This window comes from Bacillus sp. PK3-067 (genome assembly GCF_056738645.1).
Genome location: NZ_CP096490.1, coordinates 3242053 through 3260254, shown reverse-complemented (window position 1 = coordinate 3260254; position 18202 = coordinate 3242053). Strand labels below are relative to the sequence as shown.

Below are 18202 nucleotides of genomic sequence, written 5' to 3'. Positions count from 1 at the left end.
GTAAAAAAATTGTAATTCGAATGCCAAAACCATTCCCGCATTCCTATCTTTATAATGAAGGATTAAAATTTTCCTATTTACTAGCAAAGAGTGGAGGGAAACATATGGCGGTATACCGTAATGTGCAGGTGAACTTTTGGCAAGATGAATTCATATTAGATTTAACGCCAGAGGAGCGTTATTTTTACATATATTTGTTAACTGGTACGAAAACGAAGCAATGTGGTATCTACATATTACCGAAGCGTGTGGCAGAGCTTGAAACAGGTTATAGTATGGAGACTGTTGAGAAGTTGCTAAACAGGTTTGTTGAGTATGGAAAGATTCTATATGATACGGAAACGAAAGAGGTATTCATAATAAATTGGTTACACTATAACCCTATTTCAAATACGAATGTGGAGAAGTGCGTATTACGTGAGTTAAAGACTATAAAAAGTAATGAGTTCATACATATATTTTTACGTAAATGCCTTGAAAAAGAATACAAGATTCCATTAGTACTGCAGCATTTTGGTATGCCAAAAGAAGAGGATAATAGTAGTTCACAAGTAGTTATTGAAGAGAAAGAAGAAGCGGAAGAGATAGAGGTGGAAACCATAGAAGAGGACGTTCCAAATAGTGAAGTTTATAAGTTTTATGAACAAAATATTAGTAGTTTATCCCCATATATTGTGAAGGAATTGAAGAATTGGATACAAAGACTTTCTGGAGAGAAAGTGTTAGAGGCACTTAAAATTGCGTTTGAAAATAATAAGAAAACGTTAGCTTATGTGAAGGGGATTTTGAGGAATTGGTGTAAGAAAGGACGAGTAGATTTTAGTGAAGGAATGCATAGGAGAGAAGTATTTGGTTCGTATGATCCATAGTTTGGATAAGGATTTTTTCTAGTCTAAAAGGTTCTTTTACTATAGAAGCGAATAGTGTGAGAAAGGGGTGGTTATATGGAAGTCGTTATAAAGAAGAAACGAAAAAGGGGAAAAAGAATTTTTATTTGGGCTAGTAGTATCGTTCTTTTGTTAGTTATTTCCGCTGCGATTTTTTTGAACATATATACGCTGAAATCTATGCCAAAGATAGATGGAACGATAAAGCTAGAGGATTTACAACACGCTGTTACGGTGAAGCGTGATAGTAAAGGTGTCCCGCATATTAAATCGGAAAATGCACATGATTTATATTTTTCACAAGGATATGTACAAGCGCAAGATCGTTTGTTTCAAATGGACTTAAGTAGAAGACAAGCTTCTGGTATGTTAAGTGAAGTTGTTGGGGAAGCAGCTGTTGACCGAGATAAATTGTTTCGAACACTCGGTTTACGGCGAGCGGCCGAAGCTTCAGTTAGTCAATATAATGGAGAAGCGAAAGATGCCCTGCAGTCATTTGCTGATGGGGTGAACGCTTTTATACGTGAGGCGAAAAAGGAAAAGAAATTACCAGTTGAGTTTACTATATTAGGTTATGAACCTGCTGAGTGGTCAATTGTTGATACTTTAACGATTGGGAAGTATATGGCGTTTGACTTAGGAGGACATTGGCACGGACAGGCATTTCGATATTGGGCGCTGAAAAATCTTCCGAAAGAGCAAGCGAATGAGCTATTTCCTGCATATCCGAAAGATGCTCCTAGATTGCTAGCTGAACTGAAAAATACAAATGTGGACGTAGCACAAAGTTTTTCAAAAACGATAATTCCGCCGGAGTTTAACGGTAGTAATAACTGGGTTGTGAGCGGTGAGAAGAGTGCGTCAGGTAAGCCAATTTTAGCAGATGATCCTCATTTATCTCTTGCGACGCCTTCTATTTGGTATCAAACGAGACTTGAAATGAAAGGTTTAAATGTGAGTGGCGTTATTTTCGCTGGAGTACCAGGTGTTATATTAGGACACAATGACAAAATAGCGTGGGGTGTTACGAATACAGGGCCTGATGTGCAAGATTTATATATTGAGAAGAGAAATCCTAATAATGAAAATGAATTTCTGTATAACGATAAATGGGAGAAAGCTACCGTTGTAGACGAGTCTATTAAAGTAAAAGGCGGGAAGACAATTCCTTATAACGTTACGATTACGAGGCATGGACCAGTAATTTCAGAGTTTGCGGATAAGGGGAAGGAGAAAACGAAAACAGTATTCTCTTTAAAGTGGACAGCTTTAGAACCGTCAGCTGAGTTAAAAGCTGTATTAAATATGAACAAAGCAAAAGACTGGAATGAGTTTGAAACCGCTCTTCAAGATTTTCATACACCAACCCAAAACTTTGTGTTTGCATCAAACGATGGCACAATTGCTTATAAAGCGAATGGAAATATACCAGTGCGTAAAAAAGGTGATGGTAGCTTACCTGTTCCAGGATGGACAGATGAATATGAATGGGAAGGGTATATCCCGTTTGATCAACTTCCAAAAGTAATTAATCCAAAACAAGGGTTTATTTCAACTGCGAATAATAAAATTGTTGATGATGATTATCCGTATCATATTAGCAATACGTGGGCGCAGCCATATAGGCAAATGCGTATTCAAGAATTTTTGCAAGAGAAGGAAAAGTATACGGTGAAAGATTTAGAAGAGTTACAGATGGATCAAAAGAATTTATATGGGAAAGAGTTTACTCCTATATTTTTAAAAGAGTTAAATAAAGCATCTTTAAATGAGGTAGAGAAAGAAGGCGTAGACCAATTAACAAAGTGGAATTTTTACGATAGTAAAGATGAAGCGGCACCATTAATATTCCATTTGTTAATGAAAGAGATTTCAAATACGTTATTTTCAAAAGAAATACCGAAAGATGTAATGGAGTTATTTGAAGGGAAGTCACAAGTTGTTGATGAATTGATTCGAAAAGAAGTAGCGGGAGAAAATAGCGTTTGGTTTACGAAGTACGGAGGTTTCACAAAAGTTGTGCATACATCGTACGAGAATGTAATGAAGAAATTGCAGAAGGAATATGGACCCGATATTGGAGAGTGGAAGTGGGGCGATTACCATCAACTCGCTTTTACACATCCAATTTCGAAATCATCGAGTATGTTAGCATTACTCGCTTTTAATCGTGAGAAACCAGTTCCGATTGGTGGGAGCCAAGTTACCGTGCAAGCAGCGAGTTACGGCGAAAACGGCATTGTAAATCACGGGGCGTCTTGGAGATTCATTATTGATACGAAAGATATGTCAAACGGTTATCATATCGTAGGGCCAGGACAGTCGGGCCATTTTAGAAGCGATTGGTATCATGATCAAATAGATGATTGGGTAAATGGCACGTATCATACGACTACATTGAATACGGAGGGGATAGAGGGGAAGGTGCTAAATTTAGAACCGAAGTGATAGGGTGTTTTTGTTTGTGGAGGGAACTAGTAATACTCTTTTTGATAATGAAAGCTTATCATTTAGAACATAACCCAGTTCTTAAATAATTTTAACAGCCAGCCTACTATCATTTAATTTGATAGTAGGCTGTTTCCATCTTCGAAATACGCTGTAGCAACTTCTTCAGGATTACGATTATTTCCACATGCTGTAAGTGCTGTAACTAATAAAGTCATTACAACTATTAACATGATCATTCCAGTTTTGAGGGGAATTAGTTAACAAAGACTAGGTATTATTTGCAACAGAACTGTTCCTCTATCCCCCTTGTTTCATCATTTTTCTAGGCCAGCCAACTTGACAAATGTTTTTTTATCAAACTACAATGAAAATCATTATCAATAATATAGGGAGGATACTTTGGTCAATAAATGAAAAACAATATATTTATAGGTTAATAACCAGATCTTGTTAAGTTGTATGTACTATTTTTAGTTTAGCGTTTCCCAGAATGTACACCAATTAATCTCGCGAATTACAAGAAAACTATTATTGAAATGAGGCGTGTATTGTGAAGTTAGACGTGAATGAGTTAGCAGAGTATCTTGCCAATACTCCTTTCCGAGTAGAAGGAGTATATCGTTATGCTAAAAATCCAGGTGTGCCTTTTGCTGAGTCTACAGATTTTTTCCCAGGATTTGTATTTCCAATTACAGGGAAGACGCAATTTCAATTTAATGGTACGCCGTATACTCTTTCCCCAGGAAAAGTTATACATGGGGGTGCAAAAATGACATTAGCCCATAAAATGCTTGGTGAAATAAACTGGGAATATATTCTTGTTTTATATCGGATAAGCAATTCAGAACGAGAAGACTCTGGCTTTACTCATCAGCATTTTGAATTATTAACAGGACAATCTCCTCGTCTTGTCGAATTACTTATGCGTCTTTGGGATGTATATAATCAGCGTGGAGGCATTTCGATGTTTCAGACCGAAATGCTGTTTCGCGAAGCGTTGAATGAAGCTTTATTAAGTGTTTTCAATAGAGAAAGCAATTATGAGTCGCATACTTTATTCGAACGAATATCTAGTTACGTTCGTAAATACTATTATAAAGATATTACAATTCATACACTTACAGAACAAAATAATGTTAATCGAAATCGTCTTTCTTACGTGTTTAGAAAGCATGCAGGTATGGGGGCAGCAGAATATTTATTGAACTATCGTATAAAGATGGCTCAAAAAATGTTATGTACAAGTGATGTGCCTGTACAACAAATTGCGCAGGCTGTTGGAATCGCAGACCCTTTTTATTTTAGTAGAGTTTTCAAGAAGCGAGTTGGCATTTCGCCTACTAAATATCGCGAGAAGTTCATCAATAATCCATACTAATGTCAACAGGGGTCCATTCTTATTTGAAAATCACTGTTCTATACTTATGGAGAGTTAAAGGAAACATTGGATTGAAAGTACTTTCATTGAAATCACTCCTTTGTACTATCTGAATGAAAAGTTCTGGCCGGAGCAATTTCTTTTTAAGCGTAATAACGACTTTTTTACTTATATTACTGTAATATAGTGGAATTTGAAATTGAGGAGGGATTATTATCCATTACCAACCTATTAAACTAAATGACGAGTTATCTAAAATTAACGATTATTGGTATCCACAAGTGATTGGTGAAATGAATGACGATCAAATTCAGCTTTTTAAAGCTAATGGAGATTTTATATGGCATGAGCATCCTAATACAGATAAGCTATTTATTGTGCTTGAAGGGGAGATGTTCATCGATTTTCGTGATGGACAGGTGAAAATTTCTAAAGGCGAGATGTTTATTGTCCCGAGAGGCGTTGAGCATAAACCTTTCACTGAAAAGGAATCCCATATCATGTTGGTAGAGCCTAAAAGGGAAATGGATTGATAATTGTAAAAAGATAAAAAAGGAGCGGAAATCCGTTCCTTTTTTATTTATCTTACTATTTTTAGGAGCTTAGTATGAGTAAGATGTGAATAAAGGATGAATAGCATTTTTATCAATAAAAATTTATTGGATTTTTTGTGGAATATATATGAAACGTTGTATAAAATAATCAAGAAAGCCAAAAATTATAGGGGGAAAGTTGTGAAGAAAAATAAGAGTTTAATAAGTTTTTTAGGAGTGTTTCTTATGTTGTTTTCTTTTTGTTTTCAAGGAAATGTACAGGCAGATGTAAATACTGTTCAATCTGGAAAAATCAAATCAGGAAACGTAACAGTATGGGAAGTTGGAAATGTAGCGAAAGTGTTAGCTGATGTAGAGCGTTTAAATTTAAATACAGTAAATGTACCGATTCAAGTAGATATCCCAAATGTGACTTCTACGAACATGGTAATTAATCAAGCGCAAAAGCAACAAGCTATTATTTTAATTCAAGAATTATTAAAGCGTAATATTCAAGTTATAGTGGAACCGTTCCCGTATATTCAGCAGGGGAATGTTGGAGAGACAGAATGGAACCCAAGTAACATTAATGATTTCTTCTGGAATTGGAAGACGGTTATTCTGCAAGATATTTTTAATTCCATTACAAGTAAATACAATGTGTATGGACTAAAGATTGCTTCTAATTTCGTGAATATGGAGTATGCAGAAGGATACTGGAGCGATACAATTGATTTTGTTCGTAATCAGTATAAAGGAAATGTTTTGTATCAAATGAACTGGTGGTTAACAGCAAGCTGGGACCCTTCTTATGAAGCGAAGTTTAAAGAGAAAATCAATCGCCCGTATTTAAAAAAGGTGGATATTGTTAGCATAGACAGTTGGTTTGAAGTTTCAGGAAAAAGAAATCCAACATATGAAGAAGTGAAGCAAAGTTTATTTGCGACAACAGTATATAATCGTGGGCAAAATGTTGTTCAGCAATTGGAACAATTACATAATGCAACAGGAAAGCCAGTTTACTTCGGTGGATTTAACGTTCCAGCACGTGAACTTGGATTACAAAATCCATGGAATCCAGATGTTTCAAATGTGTTTTCGAAGGATGTGCAATTAAATGGATGGCGTGCTTACCGCGATGTATTAGAACCGAAACCATATTTTAAAGGTTTTTCAATTTGGTTTATTGGCTCTAATGATAGTACACATGCGTATCAAATACATAGTAAAGAAGCAGAGGCAGTTATTAACGGGTGGTACAGAAAATAAATTTTATAAAATAGGTAAGTTTTAAAGTTTACTACATATATTTCTAGTGAAAGGCCTTTCACCATCTTATCACCTAGGGGGCAATCATAATGAAATTTTTGTCTTACCTTACAGTAATTTTGGTGATTCTTGGCGGTTTGAATTGGTTATTTGTAGCGTTAGATTACAATGTAGTTGAGAAATGGTTTGGTTCTATGCCGGCGCTTGTGGACACTATTTATTGGCTCATTGGTCTCTCTGCTATTTATCAAATTTTTGATCGGTTCTTTACGAACGATTAGCTATTATTCTTTCATTATTAGAGTGTTAAGTACGATTATGTACTTAACACTTTTTTATATGTCCATAAAAAAGTCTGCACTTGCAAGCGATTCCATCGCGTCTTGCGCCCTAATAATAGAAAACAAATTGACCACATATTATATTTTAGGTTATAATTCAGAAAGTTTAAAAAATAATCCGATGAGAAATAGGGAGGTTATGAGGGTAATGGAGAGAGTCTATAATTTTTCAGCAGGACCATCAATACTCCCTTTGCCAGTTTTAGAGAAAGTGCAAAAGGAGCTATTAAATTATAACGGGACAGGCATGTCTATTATGGAAATGAGTCATCGATCTTCTTATTTTCAAAGTATTATAGAGGAAGCGAGTAACTTACTTCGTGAATTAATGAGCATCCCTGATGAGTATGAAGTTTTATTTTTACAAGGCGGTGCGTCATTACAATTCTCTATGATACCGTTGAACTTAATGAATACGTATAAAAAAGCTGGATACGTACTAACTGGCTCATGGTCTAAAAAGGCATTGCAAGAAGCCGAAAAAGTTGGGGAAGTACAAGTGATTGCTTCTTCCGAGCAAGAGAAGTTTACTAAGATTCCTAAACTGGACGGTTTATTAAGTGATGAAAAACTAGATTATGTACATATTACAACGAATAATACAATTGAGGGGACAAAATATGTGGACATTCCACATGTAGAAAAAGTGCCGCTCGTTGCGGATATGTCCTCAAATATTTTATCAGAGCGATATGATGTTTCGAAGTTTGGTCTTATATATGCGGGGGCGCAAAAGAATTTAGGACCTGCGGGCTTAACGATTGCTATTATAAAAAGAGATTTAATTGGGGAAGCAGATCGCTCTTGTCCGACAATGTTAAATTATGAAACTTACAGTAAAAATAACTCCTTATATAATACACCGCCGTCCTTTAGTATTTACGTAACGAAACTTGTACTAGAGTGGTTGAAAGAGCAAGGCGGAGTATCTGCGATTGAAGAACAAAATAGAATGAAATCTTCACTTCTTTATAATTTCTTAGATGAATCAAAATTGTTTACTTCACCAGTTGATCCTACGTATCGATCACTTATGAACATTCCGTTTACAACACCGTCAGAAGAGCTGAACAGTGAGTTTTTACAAAAAGCGAAAGAACGAGGACTTGTTACGTTAAAAGGGCATCGATCAGTCGGTGGTATGCGCGCTAGTATTTACAATGCGATGCCAGTACAAGGCGTACAGCAATTAGTAAATTATATGAAGGAATTTGAGCTTGAGAATAGATAGGGAGATGGGGATATGTTTCGTGTTCAAACGTTAAATCAAATTGCAGAAAAAGGTTTGCAAGTTTTTACTGAAGAACGTTATGAAGTAGGAGATAGAATCAAGCATCCAGATGGAATTTTGCTTCGTAGCTATTCTTTACATCAAGAAGAGTTTTCAAAAGATTTAAAGGCGATTGCAAGAGCTGGCGCTGGTGTAAATAATATTCCTGTCGAGCGATGTACAGAAAAAGGAATTGTAGTATTTAACACGCCGGGGGCAAATGCAAACGCTGTAAAGGAACTCATTATTGCCAGTCTTATTATGTCTTCACGTAATATTATTAATGGTGTAAGTTGGACGAAAAACTTAGAGGGTGAAGAAGTACCACAGCTTGTTGAATCAGGAAAAAAACAATTTGTTGGATCAGAAATTGCAGGGAAACGTCTAGGTGTTATCGGACTTGGCGCAATCGGTGCTTTAGTTGCGAACGATGCGTTAGCGTTAGGGATGGATGTTATCGGATATGACCCTTACATTTCAGTTGAAACAGCTTGGCGTCTTTCTACACATGTGCAAAGAGCATTTAGCCTTGATGAAATTTTTGCAACGTGTGATTATATTACACTGCATATTCCTCTTACGAATCAAACGAAGGGGATTATTGGGGAACACGCTGTAGAGAAGATGAAAAGAGGGATGCGTCTATTTAATTTCTCTAGAGGAGAACTTGTAGATGAAAAGGTTCTTCAAAAAGCATTAGAAGAAGATATTATTACACATTACGTAACGGACTTCCCGAATGAAAATGTAATAAAGATGAAAAATGTAACAGCGACGCCTCACCTTGGTGCATCTACGTCTGAATCGGAAGAAAATTGTGCAGTAATGGCAGCACGTCAATTACGTGAATATTTAGAGACAGGAAATATTCGTAATTCAGTAAATTATCCAAACGTAGAATTGCCGTATATCGGAAAGAAACGAATTACAATTATGCATCAAAACGTCCCGAATATGGTAGGGCAAATTACAGGATGCTTAGCGGAACATCATATTAATATTGCCGATATGATTAATCGTAGTAAACATTCTTGGGCATACACAATGATTGATATCGATAACGGAATTGATGATATAATAAAAGAGAATATTGTAGAAAATATAAGCAAAATTACAGGTGTTGTAGCCGTTCGAATGATTGTGTAAAGGAGAGAGGAATGTGGCAAAAATACGACCGTTTCGGGCCATTCGTCCAGTAGAGGAAAAAGCGGCACAAGTGGCAGCTTTACCGTATGACGTATTAAATAGTGAAGAGGCAAGGGAAGTTGTAAAAGGGAATCCATATTCTTTCTTGCATGTTGATAAAGCAGAAATTGATTTAGATCCTGAACTGTCACCGTACGATGATCGCGTGTATGAAAAAGCGGGAGACAATTTAAAGCAATTTATACGAGAAGAAGTGTTCATACAAGATGAAGAGCCAGCGCTATATATTTATGAACTGACGATGCAAGGAAGAACGCAGTCAGGTCTTGTTGTTTGTACATCTATTGATGAGTATGAAGATGATACAATTAAAAAACATGAAAGAACACGTCATGAAAAAGAACTAGATCGTATTCGCCACGTAGATGTGTGTGACGCCAATACAGGCCCAATCTTTTTAACGTACCGTACAAAAGATGAAGTAAAGCATTTAATTAGAAGCTGGAAAGAAGAGCATGCGCCAATTTATACATTTACAGCAGAAGACGGTGTTAAGCATGTTGCGTGGAAGATTGCAGATGAAGATGTAATTACGACTTTAGTAAACGCATTTGAAGATATTCCTAATCTTTATATTGCAGATGGGCATCACCGTTCTGCATCAGCTGCAAAAGTAGGACTTATGCGAAGAGAACAATATCCAAATTACACAGGAGAAGAGGAATTTAATTTCTTCTTATCGGTTCTATTCCCTCATGATGAATTATCGATTTGGGACTATAACCGAGTTGTGAAAGATTTAAATGGCTTATCAGAGGAACAGTTTTTAAATCAAATTACGCAGTACTTTTATGTAGAAGGAGCACCTGTTTCTCCGTATAAACCAAATGAGCCAAAAACATTTGGTATGTATGTAAATGAGAAGTGGTATAAGCTCACAGTGAAAGAAGAAACGTTTGATGCGAATGATCTTGTTAGAGGTTTAGATGTATCTATTCTGCAAGACCATTTATTAAGCCAAGTGCTTGAAATACATGATCCGCGTTCTGATTCACGCATTGATTTTGTTGGCGGAATACGGGGGCTAGAAGAACTAGAACGACTTGCGAACAGCGGCGAATACAAAGCAGCATTCGCATTATATCCGACATCTATGGAAGATTTATTAGCAATCGCAGATGCCGGTGAAGTCATGCCGCCAAAATCAACGTGGTTTGAACCGAAACTGCGTAGTGGGTTGTTTGTTCATTCTTTAAAATAAATAGACTTCTTTAGTTAGAAAAACCGAAATGATTTTTAGTTTCGGTTTTTCTTATTTTGGCTCAGTAAACGTTTAATGTTGATTTTAATGTTAAGATTGAAATATGTAACAACAGGTCGCTACAAAAAAATGGAGGAAATACGATGAAAATGCAGCTGCAAAAAAGTTTTTATGTTGAATTGAAAAATGCAATTCGTTGTCATTATAACGAACTTTTAACAAGATGCGGTGTTGACACAATATACGGGTACTCCATATTAACAGACGATTGTGTCAATAGCATTGGACCAGTGGCAAATAAAGAAAGACTAATCAAAGTTAATAAATCAGACCCTTTATACAATTATTATAGATACGGAGCTGTTGAGTGGAGCGAATGGAACGATTTTGGAACGTTTGATGAAGTGAACAAAATTATTAAGAAATATCATAATATCGTCGAAGATGACTTTAACATACGAGTACATACACTGTTGAAAGAAACGTTAAATGTGTTAATGGAACTTGAATCAGAAGGGTTGTTTGGAGATAGAGATGATAATCGATTTATTGTCATTTGTGTAACTGATTCATCGAACGAAATCATGATTGAATCAGCTCGATTGCTTAATACATTAAAGACATACGAAGAATATGCTTCAGAATTTGCATAAGAATGAACATAAGTAAAACTGCGCTCTATAAGAGGCGATTTTCATTTAATAGAAAGTCACCAATTAATAGTAACCATTCGTTGTGACGTAAGCATTGAACAATTAGAACCTGATGAAAAAACGTCCAAAGATAATTACGATGTTTATATGTATGAATCAACTTGGAAAAGAAGTAATGCAGGGGAGATAAGGCTAGGTAGCATAAAATATATCACTATAGGTGGAGTGGTTAATGCAAACATGTGGGTTCATTGGTTTTAAATGATGAATTTGCAGTGGTAGCGGTAGTGGAGGGGAAAGAATATGTTGAGTATAAAGATAAAAAGGTATTTTTGCTTTGTTGTTTTTCAAAAGTAACGGATAAAATTTTCATATTTACGAACTTAGTGCATAATGATTGTTGGATAAATTGGAATACCACGTTCCTTTAGAATTTCAGACATATTATCTTTTTCAAACTACTTTTCTTTAACATATCTTATCTATTATGCTCCTTAGTTGGTTTTTCGGAGTTTATTATAGTTTAAAAAAGCTGCACGAGAACCTATATTTATACTGTTAAAATACACAACAATAAGGATAAAACCTACTTTGTAATTGCAAATGAAGCTTATGTATATGTGAAGTAAGGTGAAAGAGGGTCTGCACATAATCAATCACCCTTTTTTATAACATTTCTTTGCAGAGATACGTTATAAAAAAGGGTTGTTATTTGAAAGTTGAAAAATAAATTCTATTAATCATTCATATTTTATTAAATTACTTTGACCTAGTTATAAGTCAGCTGAAACTGTACTTCTTCCAACTTGGATAGTGTTAATAACAGTATATAAGTTGTGGTATTAGTTTATAGGAGTAGAACCTAATTTTCATTTGATGTATTTATTGAATGATTGGTTATAGTACTATACTTCTTATTCATAACTATATAAATCCAACCAATAACTGATAAGATAACTGGATAGAAAATAGCCCAACCACTAAATGAGTATACAATAATACATATAATTAGAGATAGGAAGGCCATCCACCAACCTATATCACGCACTTTTAATAATTTAAGAGCAGCTAGCATTGTAAAAATATATGAAGTAATAAATATTACACTAGGACCTTTAAGAAGCATTTCTAAATTTGGTCGTGCCATACCGTAAAAAATTAAAATACAACTAAAAATGCCTCCTAGAACTAGTAATACCCTAGTTGGAGTTTGAAATTGAGAGTGTAACTTAGCAAAGAAGGAAGGGAAATGTCCTTCTCTAGCTTGAGCGTAAATCATTCTTGAAAAACCTGCAATGTTAGCATGTACAGCACTAAACGAAATGAAAATTGCTAAAATAGTTGTTATATATGTACCTATCGGTCCTAATCCTTTTGATATTAGAATACTAAGGGAAGCTATCTGATCCTTATCACCATATGAGTGGGTCCCTATTGTTACAAAAGATATTGCAATGTACATAATGGAGATACAAATTGCTCCTAAAAATAAACTAATCGAAATATCCTTAGCGGGCCTTTTAAATTCTTCAGCTAATGGGGTTATCATTTCCCACCCTACAAATGAGAAAAAGATAATTACAGAAGAAGCGCCAACAGAAGACCACCCGTTTGGTACAAATGGTGTAAAAGAACTTAATTTTACATATGGTATAGAAACGATAACAGCGACAACTATTAAAAGTGAAATAATACAAATTACAAACACACTAACTTTTGATGATAGCTCGATCCCTTTTATATGTAAGAGTAAAGAGGTAATTAAAATTAATGCTGCAATTCCTATAACACTAAGATTGCTTATTGGAAAAACATATCCAATATAATGGGCACCTGTTAAAGCAATAATAGGTACTCCAATAGGAATAGAACCTAACATAATCCAGCCTAGGATGGCACTTGTATTTGCATTAAATGCCATTTGAACATAAGCTGTAATTCCTCCAGCACTGGGAATCATTTTAGCAAGACGCGCTAGAGTCGCTACAATAGGAAAAGCTAATATAGACATGATAACCCAAGATAAAATTGAAGCTGGTCCAGCGCTATTTGCAGTAATTGAAGGTAAAATAAGGATTCCACAACCTAACACAGCTCCGATGGTTAATGCGGTCCCCTGTACCCAAGTAATTGAACGTTTCAATGATTGTTGTGTCAAGATTCTCAGCCTCTCTTTCGTTAATTGATATTAATTATATAAAGTTTAAAAAAAAGATAACATGCTATAATTTATGTATTAATTATAATTTTCTTAAAGAATTTAAGAATTATTAAATGTTTTCTTAATTAATCAAGGGGAGGCCAAGCAATGGATGATACAGATTTAAAGATTCTTTCTCATCTTCAGGAAAATGCACGTTTAAGTATGGTTGAAATAGGAAAACTGGTAGGTTTGAGTTCTCCTTCTGTTACAGAGCGAGTTAGAAGACTAGAAGAACAAGAGGTAATTATAAGTTATCGCACGATTGTTAATCCGAAAGAATTAAAAAAACATATTACTGCGTTTGTTTTGATGGAACCAAGGGATTGCAATAAATATAAAAAGTTTGCAATGGAACATTCAGATGTGGTTGAATGTCACCGGATTGCCGGTATGTATAGTTATCTAACAAAGGTAGTCACGGAATCTGTACATACACTCGAAGACTATATTAATTTGTGCTTAGAGTATGGAAAGCCTACAACCTTAATAGTGCTTTCTTCTCCAGTAGAACATAAATCATTTTTTACAGAGAGTGAAAAACTTTAATTACATATGAGTGATTATTCAAAATAAAAAGCGTTAAATTAATACCTAATAGGAAATAGAGTCCTATTAGGTATTAATTTTCAGAAAATTATTTAGAAAATTTAGATAAAAAATAATATTTGACATATTCTTACTACTGGTGGAATAATGAACATTGTATTTTAGAAAAATTAAATTCTTAGTTAATTGGAGGTAGGATTATTATGAAATATGCAGTGCTCACAAATGATTTACAGTACGATTTGGTTAATAAAAATGAGGATAGAATTGCAGCTGTGGAGGCGTTTACGCCTAAAATGGTGTCTTTCTTAGATACTATGAGAGAAAATGATGTTTCTATTATTCACCTGCAGTTAATTAACTTAGAAGATGATCCGAAAGCTGAACGATATGGTGATTTTTTACCAGTCACAAAGGGATCTAAAGGTGCAGAAATCTTACCTGAGTTTCTTCATGAAAAAGATATTATTATGGAGAAAAATAAGGATAGTGGCTTTTTTGAGACAAATCTTGATGAAACCTTAAAAAAATTAGGAGTAGATACAATTATTATTACGGGTATGCAAACTCAAATTTGTGTCCAAACAACTGCAGCGGATGGATTTTTCCGTGGTTATAATGTAATCGTACCAGAAGATGCAGTTGTTTCAGCGAAGGCTGAAGATAAGGAACGAGCTTTAAAATGGTTAGGTTCATATTGTGCAAAGATTATGAGTATCGAGGAAATCTGCAATTCAATTTCTAAAAATGAAGATATTTCTTTTGATGGAGTTGCAATTCCGTAAGTAAATACGTTGTAATATCACTTGTTCTATGTAGCAAGTGATATTATTTTTCAAAAATAAAAATGAAAAGGAGTTTTAATAAATGAAATTAACTAAAGATTTAGAAAATATAATTTTAGACCATGGAACAGGAGGACTATTGAGTCAGGATTTAATTAGTTCAATTATTACTGCAAAACTAGAAGATGTTCACCTTGGAAAAATGGAGGATAGTGCCATTCTTGAGGTAAGTAGTAGAAGATTGGCGATGACAACAGACTCTTTTGTTATTGATCCTATCTTTTTTGGTGAAGGGAATATAGGTAAAGTAGCAGTTTGTGGAACGGTTAATGATTTAGCGGTTAGTGGTGCAAAACCACTTTATCTATCATTGGCATTAGTACTAGAAGAGGGTTTTCCAATTAAAGATTTGGAAGAAATATTAGATTCTATAAGAGAGACCGCGAAAGAAGCTGGAGTGTATATTGTTGCTGGTGATACAAAAGTTGTTAAAAAAGGTGAAGTAGACAAAATCTTTATTAATACAACTGGAATAGGAGTTTTTGAAGGAGATGTATCACCGTTTTCGGTAAACTCTATTCAAGAAGGTGACGATATCATTATAACAGGACAACTAGGAAACCATAGTATACATATCCTTTCTATCAGAGAAGGATTAGGGTTTGAACAGAGAATAAATAGTGATTGTGCACCATTAAATCATATGATATCAGAGTTGAAAAATCTTTTTGGTGATTCTATACATTGTATGCGAGATATTACAAGAGGCGGGCTAGGTACAGTTTTAAATGAAGTCTCAGAAACAATTAATACTGGAATAAAAATACAAGAAAGAGATATTCCTATGTTAGCAGAAACTATTATGGCTGCCGACATGTTAGGTGTTAATCCAATGTATCTAGCTAATGAGGGCAATGTTTGTATGTTTGTCTCTCCAGAGGTAAGTGAGGAAGTCGTGAGGGTATTAAAAAATACTAAATATGGTAAAGAAGCTGCGGTAATTGGTAAAGTTAATCAAACAAAAGAAAGACAAGTGCTCATGGAAGCAAAATCAGGTGAATTGAAACTCATTGAGTTATTATATGGGGCAGAATTACCTCGATTATGTTAGGAGACAATTTATGAAAAAAGTAATAAATATGTTTATAAAAAAGTATCAAGTTAAAGGCATTGTGCAAGGTGTTGGTTTTAGACCTTTCGTATATAGGATAGCAAAAAAGTATCATCTAAACGGATGGGTGTTAAATGATTCAAATGGAGTGCTTATAGAAGTAGAAGGGGAACAAAATAATATTACGCATTTTATTCATGATATTGAATTTAATTCCCCAGAATTGGCTTATGTGCAAGAGGTTAAATTAATAGAGGAACAAGAATCCAACAATCGTTATAGCTCTTTTGATATTTTGAGTAGCCAAAAACATAGTAGTAGGCAAACTTTAATATCTCCTGATACTTATGTATGTAATGAATGTTTAGACGAATTATTTGATCCAACGAATAGAAGGTTTCGTTATCCATTTATTAATTGTACAAATTGTGGACCTAGATATTCAATAATAAAAGATATTCCTTATGATAGACCATATACTACAATGGCCAAATTTCCTATGTGCAAAGAGTGTGATAAAGAATACAAAGACATATTGGATCGGAGATTCCATGCCCAACCAAATGCTTGCTGGAAATGTGGACCACAAGTTCAATTGAAAACAACAGATGGTACAAATGTCTCCACTGATAATCCAATAGAAAAAACAATTGATTTGTTGAAAAAGGGGAAAATCCTAGCTATTAAAGGGTTAGGTGGATATCACTTAGTTGTAGATCCAATGAATCATGAAGCTGTAAAAGAATTAAGAAAAAGAAAAAAACGGGATGAAAAACCTTTTGCTTTAATGTCATCTCAATTAGATGATGTGAAAAATTTTGCTGAAATAACAAAAAATGAAGAAACTTTATTAGTTTCTAAAGAACGACCAATTGTGTTATTGAACAAAAAGGATAATGAGTTTATTTCTTTAGATGTTGCACCAAATAATAATAATTATGGGGTAATGTTAGCCTATACACCACTTCATCATCTTATTTTAAGAGGGAATTTTATTGCATTAATAGCTACGAGCGCCAATGTTTCTGATGAACCTATTGTATATAAAGATAGAGATGCAATTGAGCAGCTAAAGGGAATTGCAGATTATTATTTAGTACACAATAGGGAGATATTCACTAGAGTAGATGACTCTATTGTTAGGGGTATTGATTTAGATGATGAAGTAATAAAACTACAAATAATTCGTCGCGCTAGAGGTTATGTACCAAACCCAATTGATTTTAAAGAAGGATCAACTAATGTACTTGCTTTAGGAGCAGAATTAAAGAATACGATTTGCCTAACTAAAGACGAAAAAGCTTTTATTAGTCATCATATTGGTGATTTAAAAAACTATAAAATTTATGAATCGTTTAAAAATACTATAGCTCACTTACAAAAAATCTTTGAAATTAGTCCTTCTGTAATTGCAAGTGATCTTCATCCTGATTTTTATAGTACAAAATATGCATTTGATCAAAAAGTTTTACCAGTTGTACAGGTTCAGCATCATCATGCCCACATGGCTTCTTGTATGGTTGATAATCAATTAGATGGTCCTGTTTTAGGAGTTATTTTAGATGGTACGGGTTATGGTGATGATGGGAATATTTGGGGTGGAGAGTTTTTAATCGGTGATTTTCTTAATTATCAAAGAGCGGCATATATCGATTACTTTCAGCTGCCAGGCGGTGATAAAGCTGTTAAAGAACCGTATAGAATTGCTTTAGGAATATTGACGCAAATATATGGTGAACAAGTCAAAGAATTACCAATAAAGATAATTTCAGAGCGAAATAGTTTTGAACTAGATGTACTTATAAAAATGATTCAAAAAGGAATTAATTCTCCTCTTACTTCAAGTATGGGAAGGCTTTTTGATGCTGTTTCAGCACTATTGGGTGTCCGTGAAACAGTCCAATATGAAGGACAGGCTGCTATTGAGTTGGAGCAAGCGATTGATATCAATAATTCTTCCAATCCTTTATTATCATATGAAATAGTTGCTTCGAATGGAATTAGAAAAATCGATATAAAACCTATGTTTAAAGAGTTGGTATCTTTGATACTTAAAGATAAGTATACCAAGGGTGAATTGAGCTATCGTTTTCATTATACAATGGTTCAAACGATTACAGAAACCTGTAAACAAATTCGTCAAGAAACAGGGATTAATAAACTAGTTCTTAGTGGGGGAGTATTTTTAAATAAGTTTTTACTTGTAGAAACCTATAAGTCACTTAAGGCTTGTAAATTCGAGGTTTACATGCACAAACAAGTACCTACCAATGATGGGGGAATCTCTCTTGGTCAAGCAGCAATAGCAGCTCATCGCTATAAAGATATGCATTCGGTATAAATTTACAATAGCAATTATATAACTTTT

General features: G+C 34.5%; 15 protein-coding genes. 14 read left to right on the top strand and 1 reads right to left on the bottom strand.

The window, feature by feature from the left end; genetic code table 11:
• Positions 1 to 20 precede the first annotated feature (20 nt).
• From M1D73_RS16710 to M1D73_RS16665, 10 genes are all read left to right on the top strand, one after another.
• Entirely contained in the window at positions 21 to 869 is an 849-nt protein-coding gene (locus tag M1D73_RS16710; protein WP_100655059.1) for a DnaD domain-containing protein, read from the top strand.
• 75 nt (positions 870 to 944) lie between these two features.
• A complete protein-coding gene (locus M1D73_RS16705) occupies positions 945 to 3335 on the top strand; it encodes a penicillin acylase family protein (RefSeq protein WP_069358124.1) in 2391 nt (796 codons plus the stop codon).
• A gap of 553 nt (positions 3336 to 3888) precedes the next feature.
• Complete coding sequence (locus tag M1D73_RS16700; RefSeq protein WP_136363519.1) at positions 3889 to 4716, top strand: helix-turn-helix transcriptional regulator; 828 nt, start codon at positions 3889 to 3891, stop codon at positions 4714 to 4716.
• A 293-nt stretch (positions 4717 to 5009) separates the two neighbouring features.
• Complete coding sequence (locus M1D73_RS16695) at positions 5010 to 5249, top strand: cupin domain-containing protein (protein WP_000997182.1); 240 nt, start codon at positions 5010 to 5012, stop codon at positions 5247 to 5249.
• A 201-nt stretch (positions 5250 to 5450) separates the two neighbouring features.
• Positions 5451 to 6518, top strand: coding sequence for a glycoside hydrolase family 113 (locus M1D73_RS16690; RefSeq protein WP_000739788.1), 1068 nt, complete (start codon positions 5451 to 5453; stop codon positions 6516 to 6518).
• A gap of 89 nt (positions 6519 to 6607) precedes the next feature.
• Positions 6608 to 6799, top strand: coding sequence for a DUF378 domain-containing protein (locus M1D73_RS16685; RefSeq protein WP_000670804.1), 192 nt, complete (start codon positions 6608 to 6610; stop codon positions 6797 to 6799).
• Between the two features lie 208 nt (positions 6800 to 7007).
• Positions 7008 to 8090: a 3-phosphoserine/phosphohydroxythreonine transaminase gene (gene serC, locus M1D73_RS16680; protein ID WP_016124867.1), complete on the top strand. Its 1083-nt coding sequence runs from the start codon at positions 7008 to 7010 to the stop codon at positions 8088 to 8090.
• A gap of 12 nt (positions 8091 to 8102) precedes the next feature.
• Positions 8103 to 9275, top strand: coding sequence for a 3-phosphoglycerate dehydrogenase family protein (locus M1D73_RS16675; protein WP_025686842.1), 1173 nt, complete (start codon positions 8103 to 8105; stop codon positions 9273 to 9275).
• A 13-nt stretch (positions 9276 to 9288) separates the two neighbouring features.
• Positions 9289 to 10536, top strand: coding sequence for a DUF1015 domain-containing protein (locus tag M1D73_RS16670; protein ID WP_071740816.1), 1248 nt, complete (start codon positions 9289 to 9291; stop codon positions 10534 to 10536).
• A gap of 143 nt (positions 10537 to 10679) precedes the next feature.
• Entirely contained in the window at positions 10680 to 11189 is a 510-nt protein-coding gene (locus tag M1D73_RS16665) for a DUF4303 domain-containing protein (RefSeq protein WP_000783836.1), read from the top strand.
• 862 nt (positions 11190 to 12051) lie between these two features.
• Here the strand turns inward: M1D73_RS16665 and M1D73_RS16660 are convergent.
• Complete coding sequence (locus M1D73_RS16660) at positions 12052 to 13347, bottom strand: APC family permease (protein ID WP_000193978.1); 1296 nt, start codon at positions 13345 to 13347, stop codon at positions 12052 to 12054.
• 150 nt (positions 13348 to 13497) lie between these two features.
• Here M1D73_RS16660 and M1D73_RS16655 point away from each other — a divergent pair, with 150 nt between their 5' ends.
• The 4 genes from M1D73_RS16655 to hypF all read left to right on the top strand — a co-directional run bounded on the left by M1D73_RS16655 (position 13498) and on the right by hypF (position 18175).
• The gene (locus tag M1D73_RS16655) at positions 13498 to 13938 is read left to right on the top strand and encodes an Lrp/AsnC family transcriptional regulator (RefSeq protein ID WP_000342842.1); all 441 of its coding nucleotides are present in this window, start codon (positions 13498 to 13500) and stop codon (positions 13936 to 13938) included.
• A 203-nt stretch (positions 13939 to 14141) separates the two neighbouring features.
• Entirely contained in the window at positions 14142 to 14723 is a 582-nt protein-coding gene (locus M1D73_RS16650; protein WP_000872526.1) for a cysteine hydrolase family protein, read from the top strand.
• 82 nt (positions 14724 to 14805) lie between these two features.
• Complete coding sequence (gene hypE / locus M1D73_RS16645) at positions 14806 to 15834, top strand: hydrogenase expression/formation protein HypE (RefSeq protein ID WP_000778913.1); 1029 nt, start codon at positions 14806 to 14808, stop codon at positions 15832 to 15834.
• Positions 15835 to 15844: 10 nt separating this feature from the next.
• Entirely contained in the window at positions 15845 to 18175 is a 2331-nt protein-coding gene (gene hypF, locus M1D73_RS16640) for a carbamoyltransferase HypF (protein WP_098212720.1), read from the top strand.
• The last annotated feature ends 27 nt before the right edge of the window (positions 18176 to 18202 follow it).

Excerpts from the sequence above, each read along its gene's own strand:
- M1D73_RS16710 (WP_100655059.1), top strand. The coding sequence starts at position 21 with ATGCCAAAACCATTCCCGCATTCCTATCTTTATAATGAAGGATTAAAA.
- M1D73_RS16705 (WP_069358124.1), top strand. The coding sequence starts at position 945 with ATGGAAGTCGTTATAAAGAAGAAACGAAAAAGGGGAAAAAGAATTTTT.
- M1D73_RS16695 (WP_000997182.1), top strand. The coding sequence starts at position 5,010 with ATGAATGACGATCAAATTCAGCTTTTTAAAGCTAATGGAGATTTTATA.
- M1D73_RS16685 (WP_000670804.1), top strand. The coding sequence starts at position 6,608 with ATGAAATTTTTGTCTTACCTTACAGTAATTTTGGTGATTCTTGGCGGT.
- serC (WP_016124867.1), top strand. The coding sequence starts at position 7,008 with ATGGAGAGAGTCTATAATTTTTCAGCAGGACCATCAATACTCCCTTTG.
- M1D73_RS16675 (WP_025686842.1), top strand. The coding sequence starts at position 8,103 with ATGTTTCGTGTTCAAACGTTAAATCAAATTGCAGAAAAAGGTTTGCAA.
- M1D73_RS16665 (WP_000783836.1), top strand. The coding sequence starts at position 10,680 with ATGAAAATGCAGCTGCAAAAAAGTTTTTATGTTGAATTGAAAAATGCA.
- M1D73_RS16655 (WP_000342842.1), top strand. The coding sequence starts at position 13,498 with ATGGATGATACAGATTTAAAGATTCTTTCTCATCTTCAGGAAAATGCA.
- M1D73_RS16650 (WP_000872526.1), top strand. The coding sequence starts at position 14,142 with ATGAAATATGCAGTGCTCACAAATGATTTACAGTACGATTTGGTTAAT.
- hypE (WP_000778913.1), top strand. The coding sequence starts at position 14,806 with ATGAAATTAACTAAAGATTTAGAAAATATAATTTTAGACCATGGAACA.
- hypF (WP_098212720.1), top strand. The coding sequence starts at position 15,845 with ATGAAAAAAGTAATAAATATGTTTATAAAAAAGTATCAAGTTAAAGGC.